At 69.9% G+C, this 24,706-nt stretch carries 24 protein-coding genes; 14 read left to right on the forward strand and 10 right to left on the reverse strand.

What is annotated here, in order from left to right:
- Positions 1-228: a formate dehydrogenase subunit delta gene (locus C7389_RS20570; protein WP_133594538.1), complete on the forward strand. Its 228-nt coding sequence runs from the start codon at positions 1-3 to the stop codon at positions 226-228.
- A gap of 25 nt (positions 229-253) precedes the next feature.
- Here the strand turns inward: C7389_RS20570 and C7389_RS20575 are convergent, their stop codons facing one another.
- Positions 254-1,213 (reverse strand): SdiA-regulated domain-containing protein, encoded by a 960-nt coding sequence (locus C7389_RS20575; RefSeq protein ID WP_133594539.1) that lies wholly within the window; start codon positions 1,211-1,213, stop codon positions 254-256.
- Positions 1,214-1,369: 156 nt separating this feature from the next.
- On the opposite strand from C7389_RS20575, the gene C7389_RS20580 reads away from it, so the two are divergent.
- The 4 genes from C7389_RS20580 (at position 1,370) to C7389_RS20595 (ending at position 4,787) form a co-directional block, all read left to right on the forward strand.
- The gene (locus tag C7389_RS20580) at positions 1,370-2,260 is read left to right on the forward strand and encodes a cache domain-containing protein (protein WP_133594540.1); all 891 of its coding nucleotides are present in this window, start codon (positions 1,370-1,372) and stop codon (positions 2,258-2,260) included.
- Between the two features lie 59 nt (positions 2,261-2,319).
- Entirely contained in the window at positions 2,320-2,820 is a 501-nt protein-coding gene (gene tpx, locus C7389_RS20585; RefSeq protein WP_133594541.1) for a thiol peroxidase, read from the forward strand.
- A gap of 99 nt (positions 2,821-2,919) precedes the next feature.
- Positions 2,920-3,798, forward strand: a complete 879-nt coding sequence (locus C7389_RS20590) for a DMT family transporter (RefSeq protein WP_246034915.1) — start codon at positions 2,920-2,922, stop codon at positions 3,796-3,798.
- 89 nt (positions 3,799-3,887) lie between these two features.
- Complete coding sequence (locus C7389_RS20595) at positions 3,888-4,787, forward strand: alpha/beta fold hydrolase (RefSeq protein WP_246034916.1); 900 nt, start codon at positions 3,888-3,890, stop codon at positions 4,785-4,787.
- A gap of 21 nt (positions 4,788-4,808) precedes the next feature.
- Here C7389_RS20595 and C7389_RS20600 read toward each other — a convergent pair whose 3' ends face one another.
- The 4 genes from C7389_RS20600 to C7389_RS20615 all read right to left on the reverse strand — a co-directional run bounded on the left by C7389_RS20600 (position 4,809) and on the right by C7389_RS20615 (position 9,826).
- Positions 4,809-7,184 (reverse strand): TonB-dependent siderophore receptor, encoded by a 2,376-nt coding sequence (locus tag C7389_RS20600; protein WP_162851797.1) that lies wholly within the window; start codon positions 7,182-7,184, stop codon positions 4,809-4,811.
- A gap of 160 nt (positions 7,185-7,344) precedes the next feature.
- Positions 7,345-8,313, reverse strand: a complete 969-nt coding sequence (locus C7389_RS20605) for a FecR domain-containing protein (RefSeq protein ID WP_133594544.1) — start codon at positions 8,311-8,313, stop codon at positions 7,345-7,347.
- Positions 8,300-8,812, reverse strand: a complete 513-nt coding sequence (locus tag C7389_RS20610) for a sigma-70 family RNA polymerase sigma factor (RefSeq protein ID WP_133594545.1) — start codon at positions 8,810-8,812, stop codon at positions 8,300-8,302. Before C7389_RS20610 ends, C7389_RS20605 begins: the two co-directional genes overlap by 14 nt.
- 108 nt (positions 8,813-8,920) lie before the next feature.
- A complete protein-coding gene (locus tag C7389_RS20615; RefSeq protein ID WP_133594546.1) occupies positions 8,921-9,826 on the reverse strand; it encodes a LysR family transcriptional regulator in 906 nt (301 codons plus the stop codon).
- 117 nt (positions 9,827-9,943) lie between these two features.
- On the opposite strand from C7389_RS20615, the gene C7389_RS20620 reads away from it, so the two are divergent.
- The 3 genes from C7389_RS20620 to C7389_RS20630 all read left to right on the forward strand — a co-directional run bounded on the left by C7389_RS20620 (position 9,944) and on the right by C7389_RS20630 (position 15,627).
- Positions 9,944-10,591: a glutathione S-transferase family protein gene (locus tag C7389_RS20620; protein ID WP_133594547.1), complete on the forward strand. Its 648-nt coding sequence runs from the start codon at positions 9,944-9,946 to the stop codon at positions 10,589-10,591.
- A gap of 3 nt (positions 10,592-10,594) precedes the next feature.
- The gene (locus tag C7389_RS20625) at positions 10,595-11,587 is read left to right on the forward strand and encodes a pyridoxamine 5'-phosphate oxidase family protein (RefSeq protein WP_133594548.1); all 993 of its coding nucleotides are present in this window, start codon (positions 10,595-10,597) and stop codon (positions 11,585-11,587) included.
- A 323-nt stretch (positions 11,588-11,910) separates the two neighbouring features.
- Positions 11,911-15,627, forward strand: a complete 3,717-nt coding sequence (locus C7389_RS20630; protein WP_133594549.1) for an autotransporter domain-containing protein — start codon at positions 11,911-11,913, stop codon at positions 15,625-15,627.
- 264 nt (positions 15,628-15,891) lie between these two features.
- Here C7389_RS20630 and C7389_RS20635 read toward each other — a convergent pair whose 3' ends face one another.
- The gene (locus C7389_RS20635) at positions 15,892-16,350 is read right to left on the reverse strand and encodes a GNAT family N-acetyltransferase (RefSeq protein ID WP_133594550.1); all 459 of its coding nucleotides are present in this window, start codon (positions 16,348-16,350) and stop codon (positions 15,892-15,894) included.
- Positions 16,351-16,488: 138 nt separating this feature from the next.
- Between C7389_RS20635 and C7389_RS20640 the strand changes: the two genes are divergently transcribed.
- Positions 16,489-17,430 carry a chitosanase gene (locus C7389_RS20640; protein WP_246034917.1) on the forward strand — a complete coding sequence of 314 codons (942 nt, stop codon included), beginning with the start codon at positions 16,489-16,491 and terminating at the stop codon, positions 17,428-17,430.
- 53 nt (positions 17,431-17,483) lie between these two features.
- On the opposite strand, the gene C7389_RS20645 is transcribed toward C7389_RS20640, so the two are convergent.
- On the reverse strand, positions 17,484-18,203 hold the full coding sequence (locus C7389_RS20645; protein ID WP_133594552.1) for a queuosine precursor transporter: 720 nt from the start codon (positions 18,201-18,203) through the stop codon (positions 17,484-17,486).
- A gap of 91 nt (positions 18,204-18,294) precedes the next feature.
- Here C7389_RS20645 and C7389_RS20650 point away from each other — a divergent pair, with 91 nt between their 5' ends.
- Positions 18,295-18,567 carry a hypothetical protein gene (locus C7389_RS20650; protein ID WP_133594553.1) on the forward strand — a complete coding sequence of 91 codons (273 nt, stop codon included), beginning with the start codon at positions 18,295-18,297 and terminating at the stop codon, positions 18,565-18,567.
- A gap of 69 nt (positions 18,568-18,636) precedes the next feature.
- Here the strand turns inward: C7389_RS20650 and C7389_RS20655 are convergent, their stop codons facing one another.
- Entirely contained in the window at positions 18,637-19,392 is a 756-nt protein-coding gene (locus tag C7389_RS20655) for an SDR family NAD(P)-dependent oxidoreductase (protein WP_133594554.1), read from the reverse strand.
- Positions 19,393-19,536: 144 nt separating this feature from the next.
- On the opposite strand from C7389_RS20655, the gene C7389_RS20660 reads away from it, so the two are divergent.
- On the forward strand, positions 19,537-20,460 hold the full coding sequence (locus C7389_RS20660; protein WP_133594555.1) for an AraC family transcriptional regulator: 924 nt from the start codon (positions 19,537-19,539) through the stop codon (positions 20,458-20,460).
- A 130-nt stretch (positions 20,461-20,590) separates the two neighbouring features.
- On the opposite strand, the gene C7389_RS20665 is transcribed toward C7389_RS20660, so the two are convergent.
- Positions 20,591-21,280: a pirin family protein gene (locus tag C7389_RS20665; protein ID WP_133594556.1), complete on the reverse strand. Its 690-nt coding sequence runs from the start codon at positions 21,278-21,280 to the stop codon at positions 20,591-20,593.
- An 80-nt stretch (positions 21,281-21,360) separates the two neighbouring features.
- Positions 21,361-21,816: a DoxX family protein gene (locus C7389_RS20670; protein WP_133594557.1), complete on the reverse strand. Its 456-nt coding sequence runs from the start codon at positions 21,814-21,816 to the stop codon at positions 21,361-21,363.
- A 232-nt stretch (positions 21,817-22,048) separates the two neighbouring features.
- Here C7389_RS20670 and C7389_RS20675 point away from each other — a divergent pair, with 232 nt between their 5' ends.
- From C7389_RS20675 to C7389_RS20685, 3 genes are all read left to right on the forward strand, one after another.
- Positions 22,049-22,972, forward strand: a complete 924-nt coding sequence (locus C7389_RS20675) for a LysR family transcriptional regulator (protein ID WP_133594558.1) — start codon at positions 22,049-22,051, stop codon at positions 22,970-22,972.
- 202 nt (positions 22,973-23,174) lie between these two features.
- Positions 23,175-23,942 (forward strand): ABC transporter ATP-binding protein, encoded by a 768-nt coding sequence (locus C7389_RS20680; protein WP_133594559.1) that lies wholly within the window; start codon positions 23,175-23,177, stop codon positions 23,940-23,942.
- Positions 23,943-23,957: 15 nt separating this feature from the next.
- The gene (locus C7389_RS20685) at positions 23,958-24,680 is read left to right on the forward strand and encodes an ABC transporter ATP-binding protein (RefSeq protein WP_133594560.1); all 723 of its coding nucleotides are present in this window, start codon (positions 23,958-23,960) and stop codon (positions 24,678-24,680) included.
- The last annotated feature ends 26 nt before the right edge of the window (positions 24,681-24,706 follow it).

The raw sequence follows: 24,706 nt of genomic DNA on the forward strand, positions 1-24,706 counted from the left end.
ATGGAGATCCAGCCGCTGATCAAGATGGCCAACCAGATCGGCCAGTTCTTCGAAGCCTGGCCCGACCCCGCCCAGGCCCGCAGCGAAATCGCCAACCACCTGCAACGCTTCTGGGAGCCCCGCATGCGCCGCGCCATCGTGGCGCACGTCGAACAAGGCGGCGAGGGCCTGGCGCTGCCGGTGCGGGACGCGGTGAAGCTGCTGGCGGAGCGGCAGGCGGGCCACTGAAGGCGGCGGCGCCGAGGGGAAGGTGCTAGCGCCTCTCCCCGGCGCCGCGCTTGAACACGTAGAACAGGTTGGGCTCGCTCACCAGGTAGAGCGTGCCCTCCTCGTCCATCGCCACGCCTTCGGCCTGCGGCACGTCCTTCTCCAGGCCGTGCCAGCCGCGGCTGAGTTCGAGGAAGCTCACCGCGCGGCCGTTGGGGCGGACTTCACTGAGCAGCCGGGATTCGTCGCTGAGCACCAGCAAGCTGTTGCTGACAGGGTCGAAATGCAGGCCAGAAAGGTCGCTGTTGTGGGCCAGGGCGCCGGCTTCTTCCGGCAGATCGGCGACCAGGCTGATCTGGGCGTTGGGGCCGCCGTCGAGCAGGCCGAGCAGCTTGTACAGCCGCATCGGATCGCGTTCACGGGCGATGTAGAGGCCGTTGTCGCGCGGGTCCCAGGCGATGCCTTCGAACCCCTTGTTGTTGCCGGCCTCTATGCCCAGCGAGAAGCTGCGCGCCTGGTCGCGGGCGATGCGCGTCTGCGTTTCGTTCAGGTCCACCAGCACCAGCGCCTGGCGGCGTTCCTCGGCCAGCACGAAGCGGCTGCCGCCCACCCAGTCCAGGCTTTCCACGTCGCTGAAGCCGCTCAGTTCTATGCGCCGCAGCACCTCGCCGCGCGGGCTGAGTTCGACGATCTGCTCCGGGTTGTTGATGGCGAGGAAGAGGGTGCCGGTGTCGCCGTTCCAGGCCAGGCCGGAGGCGTTGGAGCCGATGCCGGCCAGCGGCTTGCCCTGGGTCTCGGCCTGGTAGCCGAACAGGCCGATGCCGTGGCCGGCCTCTTCCGCCGGCACGCTGGCGCGCATCCAGGCGGCGTATATCCGGTCGTCCAGGTCGCTGTGCACCACCGCCTGCTGCAGGCCGAGGGCGAGCACCAGGGCGGCGGCGCTCATGCGCAGCGGCGCATCGCGCCAGAGCTGGGAGAGCTGGGAGAGGGGCGGGGAGGCGAGCATGGCCGGCGTCGTGTGGAAAGTCGCATCGGAAAAGCGCTGGCCAAGGTAACCCGCGGATGGTGAACCTTTGATTAACACCCGCCGGCGGCGCTCGACAGCCGGCCGGCAAGCTCCTATCTTGGCGGGACAAATCAAAACGCCATAGGAGACAAGATCATGCTGCCTTTCGTACGTGCCGCTTCCCGTTTACTGATGCTGGGCCTGGCGATGGGCGCCGGCCTGCTGCCGGCGGTGGCCGTGGCGGCCAGCCCGGCGGAGGATGCGCCGCGCCTGTCCGAGCGCTGGGACGAGAAGCGCGCCACCGCGCTGCTCGGCCGCGCGGTACGCCATGTGGAGGAGAAGGGCGAGGCGGCGCTGGCCGACTTCAACCGCGAGGGCGGTTTCGTGGACCGCGACCTCTACGTCTATGCACTGGCGCCGGACGGCCGTTTCCTCGCCAGCGGCGGCTCCTCGGTGGCGCTGGTGGGCCAGAACGTGGCCGAGCACAAGGATGCCGATGGCAAGCCCTTCTTCCGCGAGATCCTGGATACCGCCGCCGCCCGCGGCGAGGGCCGGGTGGAGTACCGCTGGCTGAACCCGGCCGACGGCCGCGAGGAGCCCAAGGTGACGCTGTTCCGCCAGGCGCGCGGCATCATCGTCGCCGTCGGCTTCTACGCCCCGCGGGCCACGCCGGCAGAGGCGCGGGCGCTGCTGGAGCGGGCGGTTGAGGCGGTGAAGCGCGACCCGGCGGCGGCGGCGGGCGAGTTCCAGCGCGCCGGCGGCCCCTTCCTGCGCGACGACCTCTACGTGTTCGTGGTGGACATGGCCGATGGCCGCACCCTGGCCCACGGCGCCTCGCCTGCGCTGGTGGGGCGGGACAGCCGCGAGTTGCGCGATCCCAAGGGGAAGGCGATCATCACCGACATGATCAACGTGGCCAGCAGGAAAGGCGCCGGCGAGATGGACTATGCATGGCGCAACCCGACCACTGGCAAGATCGAGAGCAAACATACCTATTTCCGGGCCGTGGACGGCCGTCTGGTCGGCGTGGGCTACTACACGCGCTGAGCGGCGGCTGGCGGCGAGACCCGGTTTTTCCCCTGAGACAGAAGAGGAGTCATCACCCCATGAGTACCGTAACCCTGGGCGGCAACCCCATCGAGATCGCCGGCAACTTCCCGCAGGTGGGCGCCACCGCTCCGGCCTTCAGCCTCACCGCCGGTGACCTGGGCGACGTCGGCCTCAGCGCCTACGCCGGCAAGCGCAAGGTGTTGAACATCGTTCCCAGCCTGGATACCCCCACCTGCGCCACCTCCACCCGCAAGTTCAACGCGGAGGCCGGCGGCCTGGCCAACACCGTGGTGCTGATCGTCTCCGGCGATCTGCCCTTCGCCGCCAAGCGCTTCTGCGTGGCCGAAGGGCTGGAGAACGTGCATCCGCTGTCCACCTTCCGCAGCCCCGGCTTCGCCAAGGACTACGGCGTGGCCATCGCCTCCGGCCCGCTCACCGGCCTCACCGCCCGCGCGGTGGTGGTGCTGGACGAGAACGACAAGGTGATCCACGCCCAGTTGGTGTCGGAGATCAAGAACGAGCCGGACTACGCCGCCGCGCTCGCCGTGCTGAAGTAAGCCGCTGCCCTGAAGCTCCGCGCAGCCGCCGCGCTGCGCCCGCCGCGGCGGGTCTACGGGCCCGCCGCGTTTCATTTCTGCGCTTTGCAGGAGTTCCGCTTGCTGCCCGCCCGCACCCTCGCCGCCCTGGTCCTGCTCACCCTGTTCTGGGGCATGAACTGGCCGATCATGAAGCTCTCGCTGCGGGAGATGTCGCCGCTCTATTTCCGTGCGCTCACCGTCACCGGCGGCCTGCTGCTGCTGCTCGCCTGGTTCCGCAGCCGCGGCGTCAGCCTGAAGGTTCCGCGCGAACAGTACGGCCGCGTCGCCCTGCTGGCGCTGCCCAACATCGTCGGCTGGTACAGCTTCTCCATTTTCGGCGTGCAGGCGCTGGCCTCCGGCCGGGCCGCCATCCTCGGCTTCACCATGCCGATCTGGACGGTGCTGTTCGGCGTGCTCTTCTTCCGCGAGCGCATGAGCCCGCGGCTGTGGATCGCCACCGCCTGTGCCGCGCTGGCGGTGCTGCTGCTGCTGTGGCACGAGCTGGGCCATCTCTCCGGCCGGCCCACCGGCATGTTGTGGATGCTGGCCGCCGCCGCCTCCTGGGCCATCGGCACCCTGCTGCTGAAGCGCCTGCCCATCGCCATCTCCACCGAGGCGCTCACCGTGGGCATGCTGATCTGCGCCGCGCCGCTGCTGTGGCTGCTGGCGCTGGCCCAGGAGCCACTGCCCAGCTTCGACTTCAGCCCGCAGATGTGGGTGGCCATGATCTACGGCGTCGTCATCGCCTGCGCCGCCGCGCAGCTGCTGTGGTTCTCCATCGCCCGCAGCCTGCCGCCGGTGGCCAGCGCGCTGTCGGTGATGATGATCCCGGTGATCGGCCTCGGCTCCGCCATGCCCATCACCGGCGAACAGCCCCATGCGCAGGACCTGGCCGCGGTGGTGTTGATCATCGCCGCGCTGTCGGCGGCGCTGCTGCCGAAGCGGGCGCGGGCATGAGGATGGCTGCGTTGCTTTCTTCGGTGCGGCGCTCGCCCGGTCTTCCGCGCGTTCGGCGGGGGGGGTCGATGGGGCCCTCGGGATGGCGTTTGCCGGTTCGCGCCGCGGCCGTCGTCCGCAGCGTTTCTGCGGCCCAGTCCGCGGCAGGCATTTCCACTGCCGCCCTGCTGGTCTGCCTGGCGACCGGCCTCACCGCCTGCTCCACCGTGCCCACCCCGGAGGCCCGCCGCGACGCCGCCGATGCGCTTGCCCGCGCCCAGGGCTGGCAGGCGCAGGCCATCCCCGCTGGCGCCTTCACCCTGCTCGCCTACTTGCCGGCGAACGCAGCCGCCGATCCCGCCGACACGCTTACCGTCTACCTCGAAGGCGACGGCCTGGCCTGGATCACCCGCAGCCAGCCCTCCGACGACCCCACGCCGCGCGACCCGCTGGCGCTGCGCCTGGCCCTCGCCCAGCCCGCGGGCAAGGCCGCCTACCTCGGCCGCCCCTGCCAGTACCTGCGCCAGCAGAACCCTGCCTGCGGCAGCCGGTACTGGACCACCGCCCGCTTCGCCCCCGAGGTGGTGGAGGCCAGCAGCCGCGCGCTGGACCAGCTGAAGCAGGCCACCGCCAGCCGCCGCCTCATCCTGGTCGGCCACTCCGGTGGCGGCGCTGTCGCCGCCCTGCTCGCCGCGCGGCGCACGGATGTGGACCGCCTCATCACCATCGCCGGCAACCTCGACCACCGCGCCTGGACCACCCGCCTGCGCCTCAGCCCGCTCACCGCCTCCCTCAACCCGGCGGACGAGATCGCCGCCCTGCGCCGGCTGCCGCAATGGCACTTTGCTGGCGGCAAGGACAGCGCCCTCCCCGCCGAGCTCGTCCGCAACTTCGCCGCCGCCTTCCCGCCGGGGTCGCCGGTGCAGGTGAGGGTAGAGCCGGACTACGACCACCATTGCTGCTGGGCGCAGGCGTGGCCGCAGCTGTATGGGATGGCGGCGGGGCAGTAAGGCGCGCGGCCCGGGATCGGCCTAGAAGCGGTAGCGTGCCGTCAGCAGCACATTGCGTTCGGCGCCGCGGTAGAAGCTGCCGTAAGCCTTGCCGGCGTAGTAGCTGCGATCGAACAGGTTGGTGACGTTGAGGGCGAAGCGCCACGGCCCGGTGTCATAGCGCACGGCGGCATCGAACAGCGTGTAAGCGGGTTCGGACGAGGTGTTGGCGATGTCGTTCCAGCGCTTGCCGATGTAACGCATGCCGCCGCCGATGGAGATGCCGCGCAGCGCCTCGACCGGCAGCGTGTAGTCCAGCCACAGGCTGGCGGTCTGCTCCGGGGTGAGGATCTGGAAGTTGCCGACTTCGCTGGAGTCGGCGCTCTTGAGCACCTCCATGTCCAGCAAGGTCAGGGCGGTGGTCATGCGCAGATTTCGGCTGAGTTCAGCCTTGGCCTCCACCTCCAGGCCGCGGGAGCGCACCTTGCCGATCTGGCGGGGCTCGAAAGTGGCCGGGTCGTAGCTGACAACCTGGCTTTTCTCCAGATTGAAGAGTGCGGCGGTAAAGGACAGGGGCAGGCCTTCGGGCAGGTATTTCACCCCGGCTTCGATCTGGCGTGCTTCGCTGGGGGAGAAGGGCTGACCGCCGCTATCCACGCCCAAGTTGGGAACGAAGGATTCGGTATAGCCGACGTAGGGTACCCAGCCATTGCCAACGAGGTAGCTCAGGCCGGCCCGATAGGTGCTGGCCTTGTCGTCCTGGTGGGTGACGCTGCTGGCCAGGCGGTCGTCGGTCTCGCTGCGCACCCGGTCATAGCGGGCGCTCAGGGTAAGCAGCCAGTGCTCGTCCAGGCGCAGCTGGTCCTGCAGGTAGAGGCCGAGCTGGGTGCTGGTGACGCGGGTGTCGGCGGCGAGGGTGACGGGATCGGGAATGTTGATGCCGTACACCGGATTGTTCATGTCCAGGCTGGTCGTCCAGTCGCGCTTGCGCCGCCAGCGCGCATCGCTGCGGTCCCAGTCGAAGCCGGCGAGCAGGGTGTGGCCGATGGCGCCGGTGTTGAGGTGGCCTTCCACCGAGGTGTCGACGGCCAGTTCGCGTACCGACTCGATGTCGTGCCGGGCTTGGCGCAGCAGGGTGACGCCGTCGCCGTCCAGGCTGGAGAGGATGTGGCGCTTGTTCATCGCCCGGTGCGCGTAGCGCAGGTTCTGGCGCAGCGTCCACCGGTCGTTGAGCTGGTGCTCCAGGCGGTAACCCACCGCGTTGGAGAGTGTGACCATGCGGCTGTACTTGGGGTCGCCCTCCTTCACGTCGGTCGGGCGGCCATCGGCGCCGGTAACGTATTGCACATCGTCCGAGGCGTCGTCGCGCAAATGCTCGGCCTGCAGGGTGAGCCGGGTGTCAGGGCTGAGCTGCCAGCGCAGGGAAGGGGCGAGGTATTGCCGCTCCTGCCCCATGCGCTTGCCGTCGGGGTACGCGTCCTGGGTGTCGGTATCCAGCCCGAGGGCCACCAGGCGGTAGCGCAATCTGCCGTCCGCGTCGATATCGCCGCCGACGTCGGCGGCCAGTTGCTTGCGGTCGTAGCGGCCAAGCTGCAGCACCACTTCGTTGGGGGCATCCGGGTCGGGCTGTTTGCTTACGCGGTTGACTACGCCGCCGGCGTCGCCCTTGCCGAACAGGACGGATGAGGGGCCGCGCAGGACCTCGATGCGGTCCAGCCCGTAGACCTCGGTCTGCACGCCGAGGAAGGTAATGCCCACGTTCTGAATCAGGCCGTCGCGGTAGCTGCTGGTGTACCAGCCGTCGAAACCACGCAGCACGACCCAGTCGGGCGCGCGGGAATCGAAGCCGAAGGGGCTGACATTGACCCCGGGGGTCTGCTGCAGCGCCTCTGTCAGGGTGGTAATGCCTTTGTCGTCCATCTCCTGGGTGCCGATCACCGAGATGGACTGGGGAATCTCGGCCAGCGCGGCATTGGTTTTGCTGCCCGTGGTGGCGCGGCGGGCGACATAGCCGGGCGTGGGGCCCCAGGGGTTTTCCAGCCCGCTGGCGGTAACGGATACGGCGGGAAGGGTGGTTTCCCCCGCCGGCAGACGCTTCACCCCCAAGGTGCCTTGCGGTGTTTCGCTGAGCTCCAGCCCGCTCCCGGCCAGGGCGTGGGCGAACGCCTGCGCCAGGCTCAGATCGCCCTGCACCGCCGGCGCCTGCCGGCCGGCAACCAGGGTGGGATCGACGGCGATGATGCGGCCAGCCTGGCGGGCGATGCGGGTGAGAGTGGCATCCAGCGGGCCGGCGGGAATGTCGTAACGCTGGACGGCGGCGCCGGCCTGGGCGTGGGCCGGGGCGGTGGGCAGCGTGGTGGCGAGCAGCAGCGCCAGGGCGACGGGGCGCAGGCGGGCGATGGGCAGGGCAGGAAACATCGGAAACTCCGCAGGTTGGTTGACCGGCATGGCCGGGCTTTCACCTGCATGTGAGCCGAGCGCGGAAAAGTGACAGGGGTGGCGTGAAGTTTTTCAGGGCGGGTTTGCCGCGGCCTGCCCGTGGCCCTGGCGCCGCGCAGCTTTCCGGCTGGCGGCGCGTTCAGCGCGCCTCTATCCAGACCCAGTAATCGGTGCGCCGCCGTACCGCGATCGGCAGCGCCTCTGCCAGCGCGGCCAGGGTGCGCTCGCTGTCGTCCAGCGGGAAAGTGCCGGTCACCCGCAGGCCGGCGGCTTCCGGGGCGACGCGCAGTACGCCGCTGCGGTAGGGGCGCAGGGCGGCGATCACGTCCGCCAGCGGGCGGTCGTGCACCTCGATGAAGCCATCCTCCCAGGCGGCGATGCCGCGCGGCGCCTGGCTTTCCGGGTAGACGGCGCGGCGGTCGAAGCGGGCGCTGGCGCCCTCGGCCAGCACGCTGCCGGCCGCCGCCTGCGGTTCCAGTGCCACCCGGGAATGCAGCACTGCCACCAGCGTGCTGCCGGCCTCCTGGCGCACCAGAAAGCGAGTGCCGAGCGCGCGCACGCTGCCCTCGGCGGTCTCCACCACGAAGGGGCGGGCGGGGTCGCGGGCGACCTCCACGATCAGCTCGCCGCTGCGCAGCTGCAGCCGGCGCTGGCTGGCGTCGAAGGCGAGGTCGGCGGCGCTGCGGGCGTTCAACCACAGCTGGCTGCCGTCGGCCAGGGTGTAGCGGCGGCGTTCGCCGGTGCCGGTGTGCAGATCGGCGAACAGGTCGTTCACCGGCATCTGCCGGTGCACCAGCGCGCCGCTGCCGGCGCCCAGCAGCAGCAGGCCCAGGGTGTCGCGCAGCATGCGGCGGCGGTTGGCGGGCGCCAGCAGCGCGCGGCGCAGGCCGCTGCGGGCAGCGGCTTCGCCGGGCAGACTGTCGAACAGGCCGAGGGATTGCTCCAGCCGCGCGGCGGCGGCCTCGTGGCGCGGGTCGGCCTGCCGCCAGGCGCGGAAGGCGGCGCGCTCCGCCTCGCCGGCCTCGCCGGAACGCAGCCGCACCGCCCAGGCGATGGCCTGCGCGGCGGCCGGATCGGCCTGCGGCGGCACGGTGTCAGAGCGCGGCATAGCAGCGCGTCAGCGCCTGGGTCATGTACTGCCGCACCCGGCTCACCGAAACGCCCAGTTCGGCGGCGATCTCGGCATAGGTGAGGCCGTCGAGCTGGCTCAGCAGGAAGGCGCGGCGCGCCTTGTCGGAGAGGCCATCCAGCAGGCGGTCGATGGCGAACAGGGTTTCGACCACGATGGCGCGCTCTTCCTCCGATGGCGCCACCGCCTCCGGCAGCGCCGCCAGCTCCGCCACCCAGGCCCGCTCCAGATCCTGCCGTCGCCAGTTGGCGAATACCAGCCGGCGTGCAATCGTCACCAGCCAGGCCCGCGGCTCCTTCACTCCGTCCATCGCCCGCGGCTTCTCCAGCACGCAGACGAAGGTGTCATGGGCAATGTCCGCCGCCGCATGGCCGCAGCCGACCTGCCGCCGCAGCCATCCCAGCAACCAGCCGTTGTGATCGCGGTAGAGCTCGGCGAGCGGTGGAGCGGATGGCTGGGTCGGGGAAGTGGGGGACACGGGTGCCTCCGGGCCGGCGAGTAGGCAGCGGATGAGGCGGCCGGTGGCGGCTGCCGTTATTTGAGAATAGTTCTCATTTTTTCATTCGCGGGCGTGAGGCGTCAATGTTCAGCGCACGCCCGTCGTTCCCGGCAAGCCGCCCAGCTCCCGCTTCACCCAATCGATGAACACCCGGCTTCGCGCCGGCAGCAGCCTGGCGCTCGGATAGACGAGGTGCACCGGCCGCGGCGGCAGTTCGTAGTCTTCGAGGATGGCGGTGAGCCGGCCGGCCTGCAGGTCTTCGGCGACCTGGTAGGAGATGAAGCTGCCGCAGCCCAGGCCGGCGCGGCAGGCGTCCACCGCCGGGGCGACGTGGTTGAAGCGCAGGCGGCCATCCACTTGCAGGCTGAATTCGCGGCCCTGTTCGGCGAAGTGCCAGAGCGCGGCGGCGTTGCTGGTGAAGGCGATGCACTCGTGCCCGGCGAGCTCGCGGGGATGCGCGGGTGTGCCATGTGCGGCGAGGTAGGCGGGGGCGGCGACGGTGATGCGGCGCAGCTGGCCCAGCGCATGGGCGACCAGGGACTGGTCCTGCAGCGGGCCGATGCGGATGGCGACGTCGATGTTCTCCTCCAGCAGATTCACCACCCGGTCGTACAGCCGCAGGTCCACCCGCATGCGCGGGTAGCGCTGGACGAAGCGGGTGACGACCGGGGCGACGTGCTTCTGGCCGAACAGCACCGGCGCGGTGACGACCAGCTGGCCGGCGGGATCGACCGCGTCGCCGGCCACCGCGGCTTCGGCCTCGTGGATGTCGGCGAGGATCTGCCGGCACTGGGCGACGTAGCGGCGGCCTTCCTCGGTGAGGGCGAGGCGGCGGGTGCTGCGGTGGAAGAGGCGGGCGCCGAGTCCGGCTTCCAGCGCGGCCAGGCCGCGGACGACCACCGGCAGGGAGAGGTCCAGGCTGTCGGCGGCGGCGGTGAGGCTGCCGCCGTCGGCGATGGCGACCGCCATCTGCATCGCCCTGAGCTTGTCCATGCGCACTCCGATTGCTGCGGAATTGGCAGGAGTCTAATCCGCTGGCGTCATTTATTGCTGATCACGGACTAATCACAATCGGGGCTCCCACTGCCGCAACGACCAAGGAGACCCGCCATGCCCCGTCCGCTGCCCACCGAACCGCTGGTGCTGTACGGCCTGCCCCTGTCCGGCCACTGCCACCGGGTGGCGCTGTTCCTGTCGCTGCTGCGGCTGCCCTTCCGCTACGAAGAACTGGACCTGGCCGCCGGCGCCCACCGCCAGCCGGATTTCCTCGCGCTGAACCCCTTCGGCCAGATCCCGGTGCTGAAGGATGGCGACACGGTGGTGGCGGATTCCAACGCCATCCTGGTGTACCTGGCCGGCCGCTATGGCGCGGACGAGGCGATACGCTGGCTGCCGGCCGATCCGCTGGGCGCCGCCGAGGTGCAGCGCTGGTTCTCTGCCGCCGCCAGCCTGCTCGCCTTCGGCCCGGCGCGGGCGCGGCTGAAACATGTGTTCGGCGCCGACATCGACTACGCCGCCGCGATGGCGCTGGCCGACCGCCTGCTGCCGGTGATGGAGCAGACCCTGTCCGCCCGTGCCTACCTCGCCGCCGACACGCCTACGCTGGCGGACATCGCCATGTATAGTTACACCGCCCATGCGCCGGAGGGCGGCGTGTCGCTGCGGCCCTACCCGGCGGTGCGCGCTTGGCTGCAGCAGGTGGAGGCGCTGCCCGGCTTCGTCGGCATGCCGCGCTCGCCGGACCGCAGCGGAGACTGAGCGATGGATACCACCCCACACCGGCCGCCGCCGGAACACCCCGGACGCGGCTTCCATGCCGGCGAGCGCCTGCTGCAGGCGCGCATCGGCGTGGAGGAGGAGCTGGCGCCCATCGGCCAGCGGGTGATCCGCGACCACATGCCGGAGCAGCACCGGGAGTTCTTCGCCCAGCTGCCCTTCATCGTGCTCGGCGCGGCGGACGCCACCGGCCAGCCGTGGGCGACGCTGCTGGCCGGGCCGCCGGGCTTCCTCCATTCGCCGACGCCGCAGCGGCTGCGGGTAGCGGCGCTGCCGCCGGCGGGAGACCCGCTGCAGGCGGCGATCCGGCCCGGTGCGCGCATCGGCCTGCTGGGTATCCAGCCGGCGACGCGGCGGCGCAACCGGGTGAATGGCGTGGTGACGGCGGTGGATGCTGGCGGCTTCGAGCTGGCGGTGCTGGAGAGCTTCGGCAATTGCCCGAAGTACATCCAGGGGCGCGAAGTGGTTTACCTGGGGGAAGGAGCCGCGGGCGCGGCGCCCGTGCGCTGGCTGAACGCCCCGGATACCGTCGCACAACAACTGATCGCCGCCGCAGACAGCCTGTTCATTGCCTCCCGCCATCCGGGCGAGGATGCGGTGCTGGCCTATGGCGCGGATGCCTCCCACCGCGGCGGCCCGCCCGGCTTCGTCCGCCTGTCCGTGGCGGCGGACGGCAGCACCGCGCTGCTGCTGCCGGACTATGCCGGCAACCGCTTCTTCAACACCTTCGGCAATCTGCTGCTGGAGCCGCGGGTGGGGCTGGTGTTTCTCGCTGCGGGGGCGCCGGCCGGGCTGCTGCATGTGGCCGGGCGGGCGGAGATCCTGGAGGCCGGGGACGCGCCGGCGCAACTCGCGGCCCTGCCCGGCGCCGAGCGCCTGCTGCGCATCGTCGTCACCGCCGTCTGCCATCGCCCGCAGGCCGTGCCGCTGAGCTGGCCGGCGGCCTTCCAGCCTTCGCCTTTCCTGCCGGCGGAGTAGGGGGAACGAGGGCGGCATCGAGCTTTCCCCCGCTGTTCCGGGCGGGATATGCCGTTCGGAAAGGCGGCGGCGAAGAGAGCGGTGCCCGGCCGTCTTTTCCCGCCGGGGCCGAGGTTGGCGGGTGCCATCGGAAGCCGCGCCGATCGGCCCTACCCGGCCTGCCGGCGCCGGATTTTCCTTTGCGCGCCTGTCATCCGACGACATACTGCGGTGATAACATGCACTTACATTTATTCGTCGTCCCCGACCCCAGCGATCCGGACTGATTGTTTGCCGGTGCTGCCGCCTGCCGGGGGACGCCACAATCAAGAGAGCATCCCTCCATGGCCTTACGGAAATCGTCCTGCCCCCGTCTCACCCTGCTCGCCCTGGCCGTCGGTCTCGGCCTCAGCCACCCGGCGCTGGCCGGGAACTTCCGCTGGAATGGCAGCCAGGGAGCGGACTGGAACACCCTGGGCAGCTGGGACTGGGACGGCTACGGCCCTCCGGGGAGCGGCGACACCGCCACCTTCGACCTGATCTCGGCGCCGGTCGCCAGTCTCGGTTCCACCACCACCGTCAACTTCCTGGTGCTGGGCGGCGGCAGCGAGGGGCGGCTCAACATCACCGCCGGCGGCAGTCTCACTACCGGCTCGGCGCTGATGGGCAATAGCGCCGGGGCCAACGGCGTGCTCAGCGTGAGCGGCAGCGGCGCCGCCTTCATCGTTTCCACCGGCGCGCTGACCCTGGGCAACGAGGGCACCGCCACACTGACGGTGGAGCAGGGCGCGAGCGCTTCCGTTACCAGCGGCCCGGTCTATATCGGCGCTACGGCGGGCGGCAGCGGCACGCTGACGCTGCAGACCGGCGGCAGCTTCGATGCCGGCACCGGCATGCTTTACGTCGGCTACGGCGGCAGCGGCACCATAGAGATCACCGCGGGCCACCTGGAGAGCGACAGCGCCCATCTGGGCGACGGCGTGGGCAGCAGCGGCGAAGTGAGCCTGAGCGGCAGCAGCAGCAGCTGGAACAATAGCGGCGCGCTGGCGGTGGGCGTCGGCGGCACCGGCACGCTCAGCCTGAGCGGCGGCGCCAGCGTCACCACCCAGAGCGCGACGATGGCCAGTGCCGCCGGCCTCGCCAGCGCTATCTCGGTGGCCAGCGGCAGCCAGCTGACGATCAACGATACCTTCTATCTCGGCCTCTACGGCAACGGCAGCCTCACGGTGGAGAGCGGCGCCAGCGTCAGCTCCGGCGAAACCTTCATCGCCCGCTATGCCTCCTCCACCAGCACCGCCCTTGTCAGCGGCGGCAGCTGGACCACCGCCCGCCTGATCATGGGCGGCGATCCCTTCGACAACACCTCCACCGGCGGCACCGCCACCCTCACCGTGGAGGACGGCGGCAGCCTGAACACCGGCGCCGTCCTGCTCGGCGGCGCGGCAGCCGGCTCCGGCAGCGTGACGGTGGACGATGCCACCTGGACGGCCAGCGACCGCATCTCGGTGGGCTACGCCGGCAGCGGCGCGCTGACGGTGACCAACGGCGCCACCGTGACCAGCACCGGCGGCCTGGTGGGCCATCTTGCCGGCAGCACGGGCGTAGTGACGATCACCGACGGCAACTGGATCAACTCCGGCGTGCTGTATGTGGGCAACGAGGGCGAGGGCACGCTGACGGTATCGGCCAACGGCATGGTGAGCAGCACCGACGGCTACGTCGGCGTGGCCAACGGGGCGGTGGGCGAGGTCCACCTCAGCGGCGGTTCGAGCTGGACCAACAGCGGCGACCTTCTCGTCGGCCAGAGCGGTGGCGCCTCCGGCGAGGTCACCGTCACTGGCGGCAGCACGCTGACGGCCGGCGCGCAGGCCATCCTCGGCGACCTGGTCAGCTCGCACGGCAGCCTCACCGTCAGCGGCAACGGCTCCAGCGTGACGGCCGGGCAGGATTTCAACGTCGGCCGCTTCGGCACCGGCTCCCTGCTGGTCAGCGGCGGCGCCACGGTCAGCGGCAACCGTGTCTATATCGCCAACGAGAGCGGCAGCAGCGGTTCGGCGGTGGTCACCGGCAGCGGCTCCCACTGGACCTCGACCCACAAGCTGCACGTCGGCCTCGGCGGCTCCGGCGAGCTGACGGTGAGCGACGGCGGCACCGTCAGCGCCACCGAGCTGGGCATCGCCACCCAGGCGGGCTCCACCGGCGTGCTCAACCTCGGCGCCGCGGCGGGTGCCGCGGCCCAGGCGGCCGGCGTGCTGGACACCGCCTCCATTGCCTTCGGCGCCGGCAATGGCACGCTCAACCTCAACTACCTCGGCAGCTACACCCTGGCCGCGGCCTTGTCCGGCAGCGGTGCGATCAACCAGCTCGCCGGCAACACCACGCTGAGCGGCAATTCCAGCGCGTTCGCCGGCCTCACCACGGTGAGCGGCGGCACGCTTACCGTCAGCGGCAGCCTGGGCGGCATGCTGCAGGTGGCCTCCGGCGGCACGCTGTCCGGCAGCGGCACGGTGGGCAGCACCACGGTGGCGGCCGGCGGCGTGCTGGCGCTGGATGCGCCCGGCAGCGCGCTGCATGTGGATGGTGACCTGACGCTGGCCAGCGGCTCGCTCTACCGCGTGCACACCACCACCAGCGGCCTCTCCGACGCGGTGGTGGTCGACGGCAACGCCTTCCTCGCCGGCGGTCTCAGCATCCTCGCCGGCTCGGCGGAATACACCGCCAACACCCGCTACACCATCCTGAGCGCCACTGGCCTGGTGACGGGCACCTTCAGCACGGTGAGCAGCGACTTCGCCTTCGTGACGCCGGTGGTGCGCTACGACGACCAACTGGTGGAACTGACGCTGACGCCCAACGGCGCCGGCTATGCCTCGGTCAGCACCACGCCCAACCAGGCCGGCGTGGCCAACGCGCTGACCGCCGCCGCGCTCAGCGTCCCCATCGGCAGCGAGTTCGACCAGGTGCTGTCCCGCATCGACACCCTTTCCACCGCCCAGGCGCAAGTCGCCTTCGACAGCATGAGCGGCCGCGCCCACCTCGGGCTGGCCAACCTCGGCGTGCTCTCCAGCACCATCCAGACCCTGGGTAGCCACAACATCGGCGGCGCGGCCGGCGGCGCGCCGCTGCTGGGCTTCAACGCCAGCGAGCCGGTGCTGCTGGCGGCCAACGCCCAGGCGGACACGATGAGCGACGTCGGCGGCGGGCTGGGTCTGCGCCTGCGGCCGCAGCGCGAGCGGGGCTACATGTGGGCGCAGGTTGTCGGCGGCCACGGCAATACCCGCTCCGACGGCAACGCCGCCGGCTACAAGAGCGACAGCAGCGGCCTGCTGCTGGGTGCCGACAGCCGGTTGAGCGAGCGCCTCGCCGTCGGCCTGGCCTACCAGTACAGCGAAACCCGGCTGGACTACGCCACCGCGGGCAGCGACGACGCCCGGGTGCGCGGCCACCAGCTCGCCGCCTACGGCAGCTACGAGGTGGATGACTGGCGCTTCCGCGCCATCGCCGCCTATGGCTGGAACGACTACCACACCAGCCGCGACATCCTCATCGGCAGCGATGTCACCCGCGCCACCGCCGACTACGATGGCCGCGAAGCCGGCCTGTTCGTGGAGGCGGCCTATCGCATCGATCGCGGCAGCTATGTGCTGGAGCCGGCGCTGTCGCTGCAGAACGTGGTGCTGAAGCAGGACGGCTTCCGTGAGAAGGGCGCCGGCGCGCTCGGCCTGGACGCCGACGGTCAGACCACCCGCTCGCTGGTCTCCATGCTGGGCGGGCGGCTGCAGGTGCCGCTCAACGACAGCGGGCTCAGCGGCGAGCTGCGCGCTTTCTGGGCCCACCAGTGGGCGGACCGGGGCAGCGAGATGGAGGTGGCCTTCCAGGGCGCGCCCGGCGTCGATTTCCGCGTCGGCGGCCTGAAGCAGGAGCACGACAGCGCGGTGCTGGGCTTCGGCCTCAAGGGCAAGGCCAGCGAGCGCCTGGCCCTGGCGCTGGACTACAACCTCGGCGTGGATGAGCGCCAGACCCAGCACACGCTGATCGCCGGGCTGAAGTACCAGTGGTGAACGCCTAGCCGCTGCTGCTGCGGCTGTGAAACGGTGGCGCCGGGCCCAGGTCCGGTGCGCCACCGGCCGCGGACGAGGCGCGGGCGCCGACATGCCGCGGCGGCCGGCGGTTCAGCCACCCCCGCGCATTGCGGGCACCGGCATGCGGCGGGCGCGATTCCCGCCACGGGTGAGCTCTCCCGCTGGCGGGCTTGTTCCCGGCCCCGCCTGAGCTTTCCCCGGCGTGAACGCGGTGCGGCCCGCGGGGCGATGCGGCGCCGCGCCTCAGGCCCCGCCCGCCCACGGCGTGTGATGCCCTTCCCGCATCAGCAGCCAGGCGCCGTCCGGGCCATTGCCGTTGCCTGTCACCTCCCAGCCGTGGTGCAGGTAGAAGCGGCGGGCGCGGCGGTTGGCCTCCAGGCATTTCAGCGTGGCCGGCGCCAGCAGCGGCGCGGTGGCGGCGGCCAGCAGGGCGCTGCCCACGCCCTGGCCCTGATGATCCGGATGAACAAACAGGTGGTGCAGGAAGGCGTCCGCCTCCCACACCGCAGCGAAGCCCAGCGGGGCGTCGCCTGCCGTCGCGGCGGCCACCCAGATGCGCTCGCCGGTGGTGAGATCGTCGCAATCCTCCAGCCGGAAGCGCAGCGGCGGTTCCCAGGTGAAAGTGGCGCGGCGGGCGGCGAGGAAGAGTTCGCGCAGCGCCGGCAGATCGTCGTCGCGGCAGTCGCGCACGGTGAAGTTCATGGCGGGCGGGGCGGGCAGGGTGTGCGCTCATTATGGGAGATGGACCCGGCAGGCGGAATCGGGGCTGTCTATGTTGAATGGGTCGATTGCGCCGCCGTCGGCCTGCCGGGCCGGCCGGCCTTCCCGCCGGAGCCCGCCATGCCGCTCAGCCAGACCCAGAAGCGCACCGCCGAAGCCATCGTCAATCTGTTCGAAACCGGCCGGGTGCGCGGCGACTACGGCCAGGTGACGCTGATCGCCGGCGACACCGGCCGCCTCACCTACGGCCGCTCCCAGACCACGCTGGGCTCGGGCAACCTCTACCGCATGCTGGAGCGCTACTGCGCCAACGCCGGCGCCCGCTTCGGCGCGCGGCTGTCGCCCTGGCTGCCCGCGGTGTCGGCCGGCGAGCGCGCGGTGGATACCGATGCCCGCCTGCACAACCTGCTGCGCGCCGCTGCCGACGACCCGGTGATGCGCGACACCCAGGATGCCTTCTTCGACGAAACCTACTGGCAGCCGGCCGAGCGCACCGCCGCGCGGGAAGGCATCGTCACCCCGCTGGGCGTGGCGGTGGTCTACGACAGCTTCGTGCATGGCTCGTGGAAGGCGATGCGCGACCGCACCCAGGCGGCGCGCGGTCCGGCGGCGGCGGTGGGCGAGCGCGACTGGATCGCCGCCTATGTAGACATCCGTCGCGACTGGCTGGCCGGCCATCCGCGCGCCGACCTGCGCGCCACCGTCTACCGCATGGCCGCCTTCCGCCGCCTGATAGACCAGGGTTACTGGGGCCTGGAGCTGCCGCTGGTGGTGCGGGATGGAGAGATCTCGCTGGCCTCCCTCACCGCCACGCCCGTCGGTTGCTACGACGGCCCGCAACCCGGCACCCGCACGCTGGCGATGCAGTCTCCGCTGCTGCGCGGGCTGGATGTGCGCCTGCTGCAGCTGGGGCTGTCGGAGCGCGGCATCGACATCCGCGCCGATGGCATCTACGGCCAGACTTCGGTGCGTTGCGTGCAGGCCTACCAGCAGAGCCGCGGCGCGCCGGCGACCGGGGTGGCGGATCTGGCGCTGATCGCGGAACTGGCGGCGCTGCCGTAGGTGTCCGTCGGCTCAGGCCAACTCAGGCGCTCGCCCCCTTTGCCCTCACGCCCTCAAGCCTTGATCGAAAACGGCGTGAAGTTGGTGTCGCGGTCGTAGTAATCCTCGCGCTCGGCGCGCTTGAGCAGGCCGACCACCTTGTAGGTCACCGGCGTCAGCACCACCTCCACCCCTACCTTGGTGAGGAACTGGCTGAGCATGATGGCGGGCAGCAGCTCGTTCGGGATCAGGCCGGAGTTCCAGAAGGCCAGCGGGTAGAACAGCGTGGAATCCACGCCCTCGCCGAAGATGGTGGAGCCTATGGTGCGCGCCCACAGGTGGCGGCCCTCGGTCCACACCTTCATCTTCGCCAGCACGAAGGAGTTGATGAATTCGCCGCAGAAGAAGGCCACCAGCGAGGCCAGCACGATGCGCCAGGTGGAGCCGTAGGCGATCTCGTAGGCCGGCTGGTTGAGCCAGCCGGGCGCCGGCGGCAGCTTCACCACCACCCAGGCCATCACAGAGGCGAACAGCATGGCGCCGAAGCCGGCCCAGATCACCCGGCGGGCGCGGGCGTAGCCGTAGACCTCGGTGAGCACGTCGCCGAACACGTAGGAAATCGGGAAGAACAGCACGCCGGCGCCGAAGGTGACCGCGCCTAGCAGTGGCAGATCCAGCTGCGCCGCCTTGGCCGGGCCGATGAGGTTGGAGCAGAGATAGACGGCGACGAAGGCCGCCATGACGAATTCGTAGTAGCGGTACTGGCGCGGCGGTGCTGAGGCGGGGCGGTCCATCGGCAGGGCTCCGGGTTGGGGGCTGCGGGCGTTTGCTGCGGCGCAGCGTTGTTGTTTTGCGCCAGTGTCGCAGCCGCGCGGCCAAGACTCAATGCGGATTTCCGTGTTCCCGGCGGTTTTGTTCTCCGCCGCCATTCCCGCGCCGCCACTGGCTTGCGCCCGGCTGCAAGCGCGGCTTCACGTGATACCGGTTTTCTTTTCGTACGGCCTGCAAGGGTCTCCGTGGATGAAAGCCGCTTTTCCGCGGCGTTCCGGCTTCCTTGGCGGCATCCACAAGCTGTTCGACGAGGAATTGAATACCGCGGACTACGGCAAGACGCTGGACGGCCGCCGCGTGTGCCTGGGGATGACGGCGGGGTTATGACGGGCGTGCGCGGCGCAGTGGTGCTCAAGGAAGAGCCGCCCGGCCGAGCGGGCGGCTCCTTCCGTCCCTTCAGATCCCCTGTCCGCCGGAGACTTCGATGCGCTGCGCATTGACCCAGCGGTTGGCCTCGGACAGCAGGCTGGCGATCATCGGGCCGATGTCGTCCGCCACGCCCACCCGGCCCAGCGCCGTCATCGAAGCGAAGTGCGCATTGAACGCCGGGGTGTCGCGCACCGCGCCGCCGAGGAAGTCCGTCTCGATGGCGCCCGGCGCGACGGTATTGACGGCGATCCCGCGGCCACCCAGTTCCTTGGCCATGTACACGCCGAGCACCTCCACCGCCCCTTTGACCGCCGCGTAGGCCGACCAACCCTCGGCGGAGACGCGGGTCAGGCCGCTGGAGAGGTTCACGATGCGGCCGCCATCGCTGAGCAGCGGCAACAGCTTCTGGGTGAGGAAGAACACGCCCTTGAAATGCACATTGACCAGGCCGTCGAAGGCCGCCTCGCTCATCTCGGCAAGCGGCGCCATCTCGCCGTGGCCGGCGTTATTCACCAGATGGTCGAAGCGCTCGCGCTGCCATGTTTCTTGCAAGGCGGTTTTCAGTTGTTCGACGAAGCCGGGAAAGGTGGAGACCTTGCCGGCATCCAGCTGCAGCGCCACCGCCTTGCGGCCCAGTCGCTCGATCTCGGCCACCGCCGCCCGGGCTTCGGCCTCGCGGCTCTGGTAGGTGAGGATGACGTCGCCGCCGGCGCGGGCGATGGCGAGCGCGGTGTTGCGGCCGAGGCCGCGGCTGGCACCTGTGATGAGGGAAAGGGTCGTCATGGCAGCAACTCCTGGGTTGGGGTGGGAACAGGCCTTCATTCTGCGAGCCGGAGCCGGGCAGGGCTTTGCCTGAATCTCCGCATTTCTGGCCTGCTTCTCCAGATCCGCTATGCCCGCGTGGGCTTGATCGGCTACCTTGCAGTCATGGATGACTCATTGCTACAGGCGGCCAGCCGCTACGCCCGCGTTCATGCCGGACCGGCCGGCGTGGCACAAAGCTCCATCCCCGGGCTGGCGGTGATCCGCGCCTGCAAGCCCAGCGGGCTGGAGTACGCGATTTCCCGGCCCTTGGTCTGCCTGGTCCTGCAAGGCAGCAAGCGGGTGCTGCTGGGCACGGAGGCCTTCTCCTTCACCGCCGGCGATTCGCTGCTGATCACCGCGGACGTGCCCACGATCAGCCAGATCACCCAGGCCAGCGAGGCCGAGCCGTATTTCTCCCTGGTGCTGGAACTGGATCTGGCGCTGATCGCGGAGCTGGGCCTGGAAATGAAACTCGGCCCTGTCGCCCAGGGGGCCGCGGTGCAGGTGGAGCCGACCGACGGCGAAGTGGCGGATACCGCCCTGCGCCTGATGCGCCTGCTGGAGCGCCCCGCCGCCCTGCCTTTCCTCGGCAGGCAGCTGCTGCGCGAGATGCATTACTGGCTGCTGGCCGGCAAGCATGGCGGCGCCATCCGCCAGATCGGCTGGCCGGACAGCCATGCCCAGCGCGTAGCCGCCGCGGTGGCGCTGCTGCGGGCGGAGTTTGCGCAGCCCTTGCCGGTGGCCCGGCTGGCGTCGACGGCGGGCATGAGCGCGTCCGCCTTCTACCTGCATTTCCGCGCCGCGACCTCGCTGTCGCCGCTGCAGTTCCAGAAGCAGCTGCGCCTGGTCGAAGCCCGGCGGCTGATGACAGCCGAGGGGTGCTCCGCCAGCAGCGCCGCGTTTGCGGTGGGCTACGAGAGCGTGCAGCAATTCACCCGGGAGTACCGGCGGTTGTTCGGCCTGCCGCCGGGCCAGGATACGGCGACCATCAAGCGGGTGGCGCCGCAGCCTGGGCCGACGGCGGAGACGGTGGCCGGCGCCTCATGATGCCGGCACAGCGCGGAGGAGGGGCCTGCCGCTCTGGTGTTTCCCGCCCCTCTCCCACGGTCGGGCAAATCAAGGAAAAAAGGCCCGGGGCGAACCCCGGGCCGGTCAGTTTCCTGCATGCCGCAAGCGCTCACGGCAGTTCGAACAGCAGCGCTTCCGTTTCGCCTTCTGCCTGCAGGCGGATCAGCGCTTCACCGGCGATCTCGGCGCCGTCGCCGGTGTTCAGCAGCACCTCGTTCACCCGCAGGCTGCCCTGCGCCACATGAACGTAGTAGCTGCGGCCGGCGGTGGCCTCATGGCTGGCTTCCTCGCCCGCCGCCAGCTTCAGCTGATAGACGCTGGCGTCCTGGTGGATGGGCAGGGAGCCGTCGCGGCCATCCGGTGACACGATCAGGTTCTTGCCGCGCAGGCCGGAGAAATCCTGCTGCACGTAACCCGGCGCGATGCCGTCCACCGCCGGCTCGATCCAGATCTGCAGGAAGTGCAGCCCGTCCTTGGCCGAGGGGTTGTACTCGCTGTGGGCGATGCCGCGGCCGGCGCTCATCACCTGCACCTCGCCCGCCTTCAGCTGCGAGTGGGTGCCGGTGCTGTCCTTGTGCTCTATGGTGCCTTCCAGCACGTAGCTGATGATCTCCATGTCGCGGTGGCGGTGGGTGTCGAAGCCGGCGCCGGCGACCACGCGGTCATCGTTGATCACCCGCAGGGCCGAGACGCCCATGTGGCGGGGATCGTAGTAGCTGCCGAAGGAGAAGGTGTGGTGGCTGTCCAGCCAGCCGAAGTTGGCGTGGCCACGGTCTTGGGCGAGGCGAGTGGTGATCATGGTCGTGCTCCCGGTTGGGGCGGGAAGCCGGGCTTCCCGCGGTTGCGGAGGTTGGGGTTGGGATGTTGTGGTGGGGCGGTTCAGCGCTCGTCGCCGAGGCGGCGGGCGATGGCCTGGTCCAGCGACAGGCTGCCGGCACCGCTGAACAGCAGCGAAGCCGCGGCGGCCAGCAGCGCGAGGCCGAATTCGTAGCCGTTGTTGCTCATGAACAGGCCGTTGTGGATATGCACGCTGAAGATCGCCACCACCATCGCGAAGCTCAGCGACAGCGCCGCCGGCCGCACCAGCAGGCCCATCAGCAGCGCCAGCCCGCCGAAGAACTCCGCGCTGCCGGCCATCAGCGCCATCAGGTAGCCGGGGGCGAGGCCGATGGATTCCATCCACTGGCCGGTGCCTTCCAGGCCATAGCCGCCGAACAGGCCGAACAGCTTCTGCGCGCCGTGGGCGATGAAGATGATGCCGACCGGCACCCGCAGCGCCAGGGCGGCAGCGCCGGCACGGGAGGAAAGGAGGCGTTGGACGAGGGACTTGTTCATGGGGATTTCTCCTGGATTTCGTTTGCTGGGTTCAGTGGGTTTCTTGTTCGTTTGCGTCAGTACGTTTGATGCATGTAGCCATCTTAGTGATTGGACTTCAGGAGAAATAACGAAGAGAATTGAGCACAATGTTCAATTGAATTGATCAATTTATTCGAGCCGTTGCAGCCCCTTGCTTCAGGCCCTGCCTGCAACCCCGTAACCCGCCCCTCTTTGCCCGCTGCTCCCGCCCATGTACTCGCCGCTCACCCTGGACGCCCTGCGCGTGCTCGACGCCATAGACCGCAAGGGCAGCTTCGCCGCCGCCGCGGATGCGCTGTTCCGAGTGCCCTCCGCCATCTCCTACACCGTCACCAAGCTGGAAGAGGAACTGGGCGTGGCGCTGTTCGACCGCAGCCGGCGCAAGGCCGAGCTGACGCCGGTGGGGCGGCTGGTGCTGGAGCAGGGGCGGCACATCCTCACCGCGGTGGAAGAGCTCACCCGCATGGCCAAGGCGGCGGCGGACGGCTGGGAGGCGGAACTGCGCATCGCGGTGGACAGCGTGCTGGCGGTGGAGCCCGTCTATGACTTGCTGGCCGAATTCCAGCGCGCCGGCCACCGCACCGAAATCCGCCTGCTGGACGAAGTGCTGGGCGGCAGCTGGGATGCGCTCAGCGCCAAGCGTTGCGATCTGGTGATAGGCGCGGTCGGCGAGCCGCCCTCCAGCGGCTTCGCCTGCCATGTGCTCGGCGAAGTGGATTTCGTCTTCGCCGCCGCTGCTGCCCACCCGCTGAACGCGCTGCCGCCGCCGGTGCCGGTACAGGCGGTGCAGGCCTATCCCACCGTGGTGGTGGCGGACAGCTCCCGCTACCTGCCCTCACGCTCGGTCGGCCTGCTGGATGGCCGCTCCCGCCTGGTGGTGCCGTCCATGGACCGCAAGATCGAAGCCCAGCGCCAGGGCCTGGGCGTCGGCTACCTGCCCGCCTACCGCATCCGCCACGAACTCGCCGACGGCAGCCTCAAGATCCTCGCCCTCGACAGCCCACCCCTGCGCCAACGCATCTGCACCGCCTGGCACCCCGCCAACGACGGCAAGGCGCTGCAGTGGTTCGTGGAGCGGCTGAAGCGCTATGTGTTCGACAACGAGCACGGGCTGCAGCCAATGGCAGCTTCCTGAATGCCGATTTCATTGCCGCAGCTGAAGCCGTAGAGCTGTCTGGCGATTGCAATATCCATGCGCGAAAAACATGCCATTCGCACCATTCGATACATTTCCGCAATGGTGTGGCAAAGGTTTTCCTCTAGCCTCGGGCCGACGATGCGAAGCGGGTGACTGGAGGGGGAGCCCGTACCGCCGCACAACAAAAAACGGGACGAGCATGAGCGATTTCATTCTGGAAACCGCCGGGCTGAGCAAGGAGTTCAAGGGCTTCGCCGCTGTGTCGGGCGTGGACCTGAAGGTCAGGCGGGGCCACATCCACGCCTTGATCGGCCCCAACGGCGCGGGCAAGACCACCGTTTTCAACCTGCTGACCAAGTTCCTGCCGCCTACGACCGGCACCATCCATTTCGAGGGGCAGGACATCACCACCGAGGCGCCGGCGGCCACCGCCCGCCGCGGGCTGATCCGCTCCTTCCAGATTTCCGCCACCTTCCCCGGCCTCACCGTGCTGGAGAACGTGCGCATCGGCCTGCAGCGCAAGCTGGGCACCGGCTTCCACTTCTGGCGCTCGGAGAAGTCGCTGGACGCGCTCAACGGCAAGGCGATGGAACTGCTGGAGTCGGTGGATCTCGGCCGCTTCGCCGACACCATCACCGGCGAGATGCCCTACGGCCGCAAGCGTGCGCTGGAGATTGCCACCACGCTGGCACTGGAGCCGACGATGATGCTGCTGGACGAGCCCACCCAGGGCATGGGCCATGAAGACATCGAGCGGGTGGTGGCGCTGATCCGCAAGGTCTCCGAGGGCCGCACCATCCTGATGGTGGAGCACAACCTCTCGGTGGTGGCCAACCTGTGCGACCGCATCACCGTGCTGACGCGCGGCAGCGTGCTGGCCGAGGGCAGCTACGAGGAAGTGTCGCGCGACCCGCGCGTGCTGGAAGCCTACGTCGGCTCGGCCGACATCAACGATGCCCACCACTGACTTCGGCCGCCACCCATGACCAGCGCCTTCAACTCCCACGCCGAAATGCTGCGGGTGCGCGACCTGCACGCCTTCTACGGCGAATCCCACATCCTGCACGGCATCGACCTGGAGGTTGCGCGCGGCGAGTGCGTGACCCTGCTGGGGCGCAACGGCTCAGGCCGCTCGACCACGCTGAAGTCCATCCTCGGCCTGGTCGGCCGGCGCAGTGGCTCCATCATGGTCAATGGCCGGGAAGTGATCAGCGAGGCCACCCACCGCATGGCGCACCACGGCATCGGCTACGTGCCGGAGGAGCGCGCCATCTTCGCCTCGCTGTCGGCCGAGGAGAACCTGATGCTGCCGCCGCCGGTGGCCAGTGGCGGCATGAGCGTGGACGAGATCTACGGCATGTTCCCTAACCTCAAGGAACGCCGTAACAGCCCGGGCACCAAGCTCTCGGGCGGCGAACAGCAGATGCTGGCGATGGCGCGGGTGCTGCGTACCGGCGCCAAGCTGCTGCTGCTGGATGAGATCACCGAGGGCTTGGCGCCGGTCATCGTGCGCAAGCTGGGCGAGGTCATCACCGAACTGAAGGCGCGCGGTTTCACCATCGTGCTGGTGGAGCAGAACTTCCGCTTCGCCGCGCCGCTCGCCGACCGCCATTACGTGCTGGAGCACGGCGAGATCATTGCCACCATTCCGCAGGCCGAGCTGGCGGGCAGGATGGACTGGCTGCACCAGACGCTTGGAGTCTGATCCACGCGCCATCACAAGAAGGAACG

The organism is Azoarcus indigens (genome assembly GCF_004361735.1).
GTDB classification, from domain to species: Bacteria; Pseudomonadota; Gammaproteobacteria; order Burkholderiales; family Rhodocyclaceae; genus Azoarcus; species Azoarcus indigens.

Excerpts from the sequence above, each read along its gene's own strand:
- C7389_RS20570 (WP_133594538.1), top strand. The coding sequence starts at position 1 with ATGGAGATCCAGCCGCTGATCAAGATGGCCAACCAGATCGGCCAGTTC.
- C7389_RS20575 (WP_133594539.1), bottom strand. The coding sequence starts at position 1,213 with ATGCTCGCCTCCCCGCCCCTCTCCCAGCTCTCCCAGCTCTGGCGCGAT.
- C7389_RS20580 (WP_133594540.1), top strand. The coding sequence starts at position 1,370 with ATGCTGCCTTTCGTACGTGCCGCTTCCCGTTTACTGATGCTGGGCCTG.
- tpx (WP_133594541.1), top strand. The coding sequence starts at position 2,320 with ATGAGTACCGTAACCCTGGGCGGCAACCCCATCGAGATCGCCGGCAAC.
- C7389_RS20600 (WP_162851797.1), bottom strand. The coding sequence starts at position 7,184 with ATGTTTCCTGCCCTGCCCATCGCCCGCCTGCGCCCCGTCGCCCTGGCG.
- C7389_RS20605 (WP_133594544.1), bottom strand. The coding sequence starts at position 8,313 with ATGCCGCGCTCTGACACCGTGCCGCCGCAGGCCGATCCGGCCGCCGCG.
- C7389_RS20615 (WP_133594546.1), bottom strand. The coding sequence starts at position 9,826 with ATGGACAAGCTCAGGGCGATGCAGATGGCGGTCGCCATCGCCGACGGC.
- C7389_RS20620 (WP_133594547.1), top strand. The coding sequence starts at position 9,944 with ATGCCCCGTCCGCTGCCCACCGAACCGCTGGTGCTGTACGGCCTGCCC.
- C7389_RS20625 (WP_133594548.1), top strand. The coding sequence starts at position 10,595 with ATGGATACCACCCCACACCGGCCGCCGCCGGAACACCCCGGACGCGGC.
- C7389_RS20630 (WP_133594549.1), top strand. The coding sequence starts at position 11,911 with ATGGCCTTACGGAAATCGTCCTGCCCCCGTCTCACCCTGCTCGCCCTG.
- C7389_RS20635 (WP_133594550.1), bottom strand. The coding sequence starts at position 16,350 with ATGAACTTCACCGTGCGCGACTGCCGCGACGACGATCTGCCGGCGCTG.
- C7389_RS20640 (WP_246034917.1), top strand. The coding sequence starts at position 16,489 with ATGCCGCTCAGCCAGACCCAGAAGCGCACCGCCGAAGCCATCGTCAAT.
- C7389_RS20645 (WP_133594552.1), bottom strand. The coding sequence starts at position 18,203 with ATGGACCGCCCCGCCTCAGCACCGCCGCGCCAGTACCGCTACTACGAA.
- C7389_RS20650 (WP_133594553.1), top strand. The coding sequence starts at position 18,295 with ATGCGGATTTCCGTGTTCCCGGCGGTTTTGTTCTCCGCCGCCATTCCC.
- C7389_RS20655 (WP_133594554.1), bottom strand. The coding sequence starts at position 19,392 with ATGACGACCCTTTCCCTCATCACAGGTGCCAGCCGCGGCCTCGGCCGC.
- C7389_RS20660 (WP_133594555.1), top strand. The coding sequence starts at position 19,537 with ATGGATGACTCATTGCTACAGGCGGCCAGCCGCTACGCCCGCGTTCAT.
- C7389_RS20665 (WP_133594556.1), bottom strand. The coding sequence starts at position 21,280 with ATGATCACCACTCGCCTCGCCCAAGACCGTGGCCACGCCAACTTCGGC.
- C7389_RS20670 (WP_133594557.1), bottom strand. The coding sequence starts at position 21,816 with ATGAACAAGTCCCTCGTCCAACGCCTCCTTTCCTCCCGTGCCGGCGCT.
- C7389_RS20675 (WP_133594558.1), top strand. The coding sequence starts at position 22,049 with ATGTACTCGCCGCTCACCCTGGACGCCCTGCGCGTGCTCGACGCCATA.
- C7389_RS20680 (WP_133594559.1), top strand. The coding sequence starts at position 23,175 with ATGAGCGATTTCATTCTGGAAACCGCCGGGCTGAGCAAGGAGTTCAAG.
- C7389_RS20685 (WP_133594560.1), top strand. The coding sequence starts at position 23,958 with ATGACCAGCGCCTTCAACTCCCACGCCGAAATGCTGCGGGTGCGCGAC.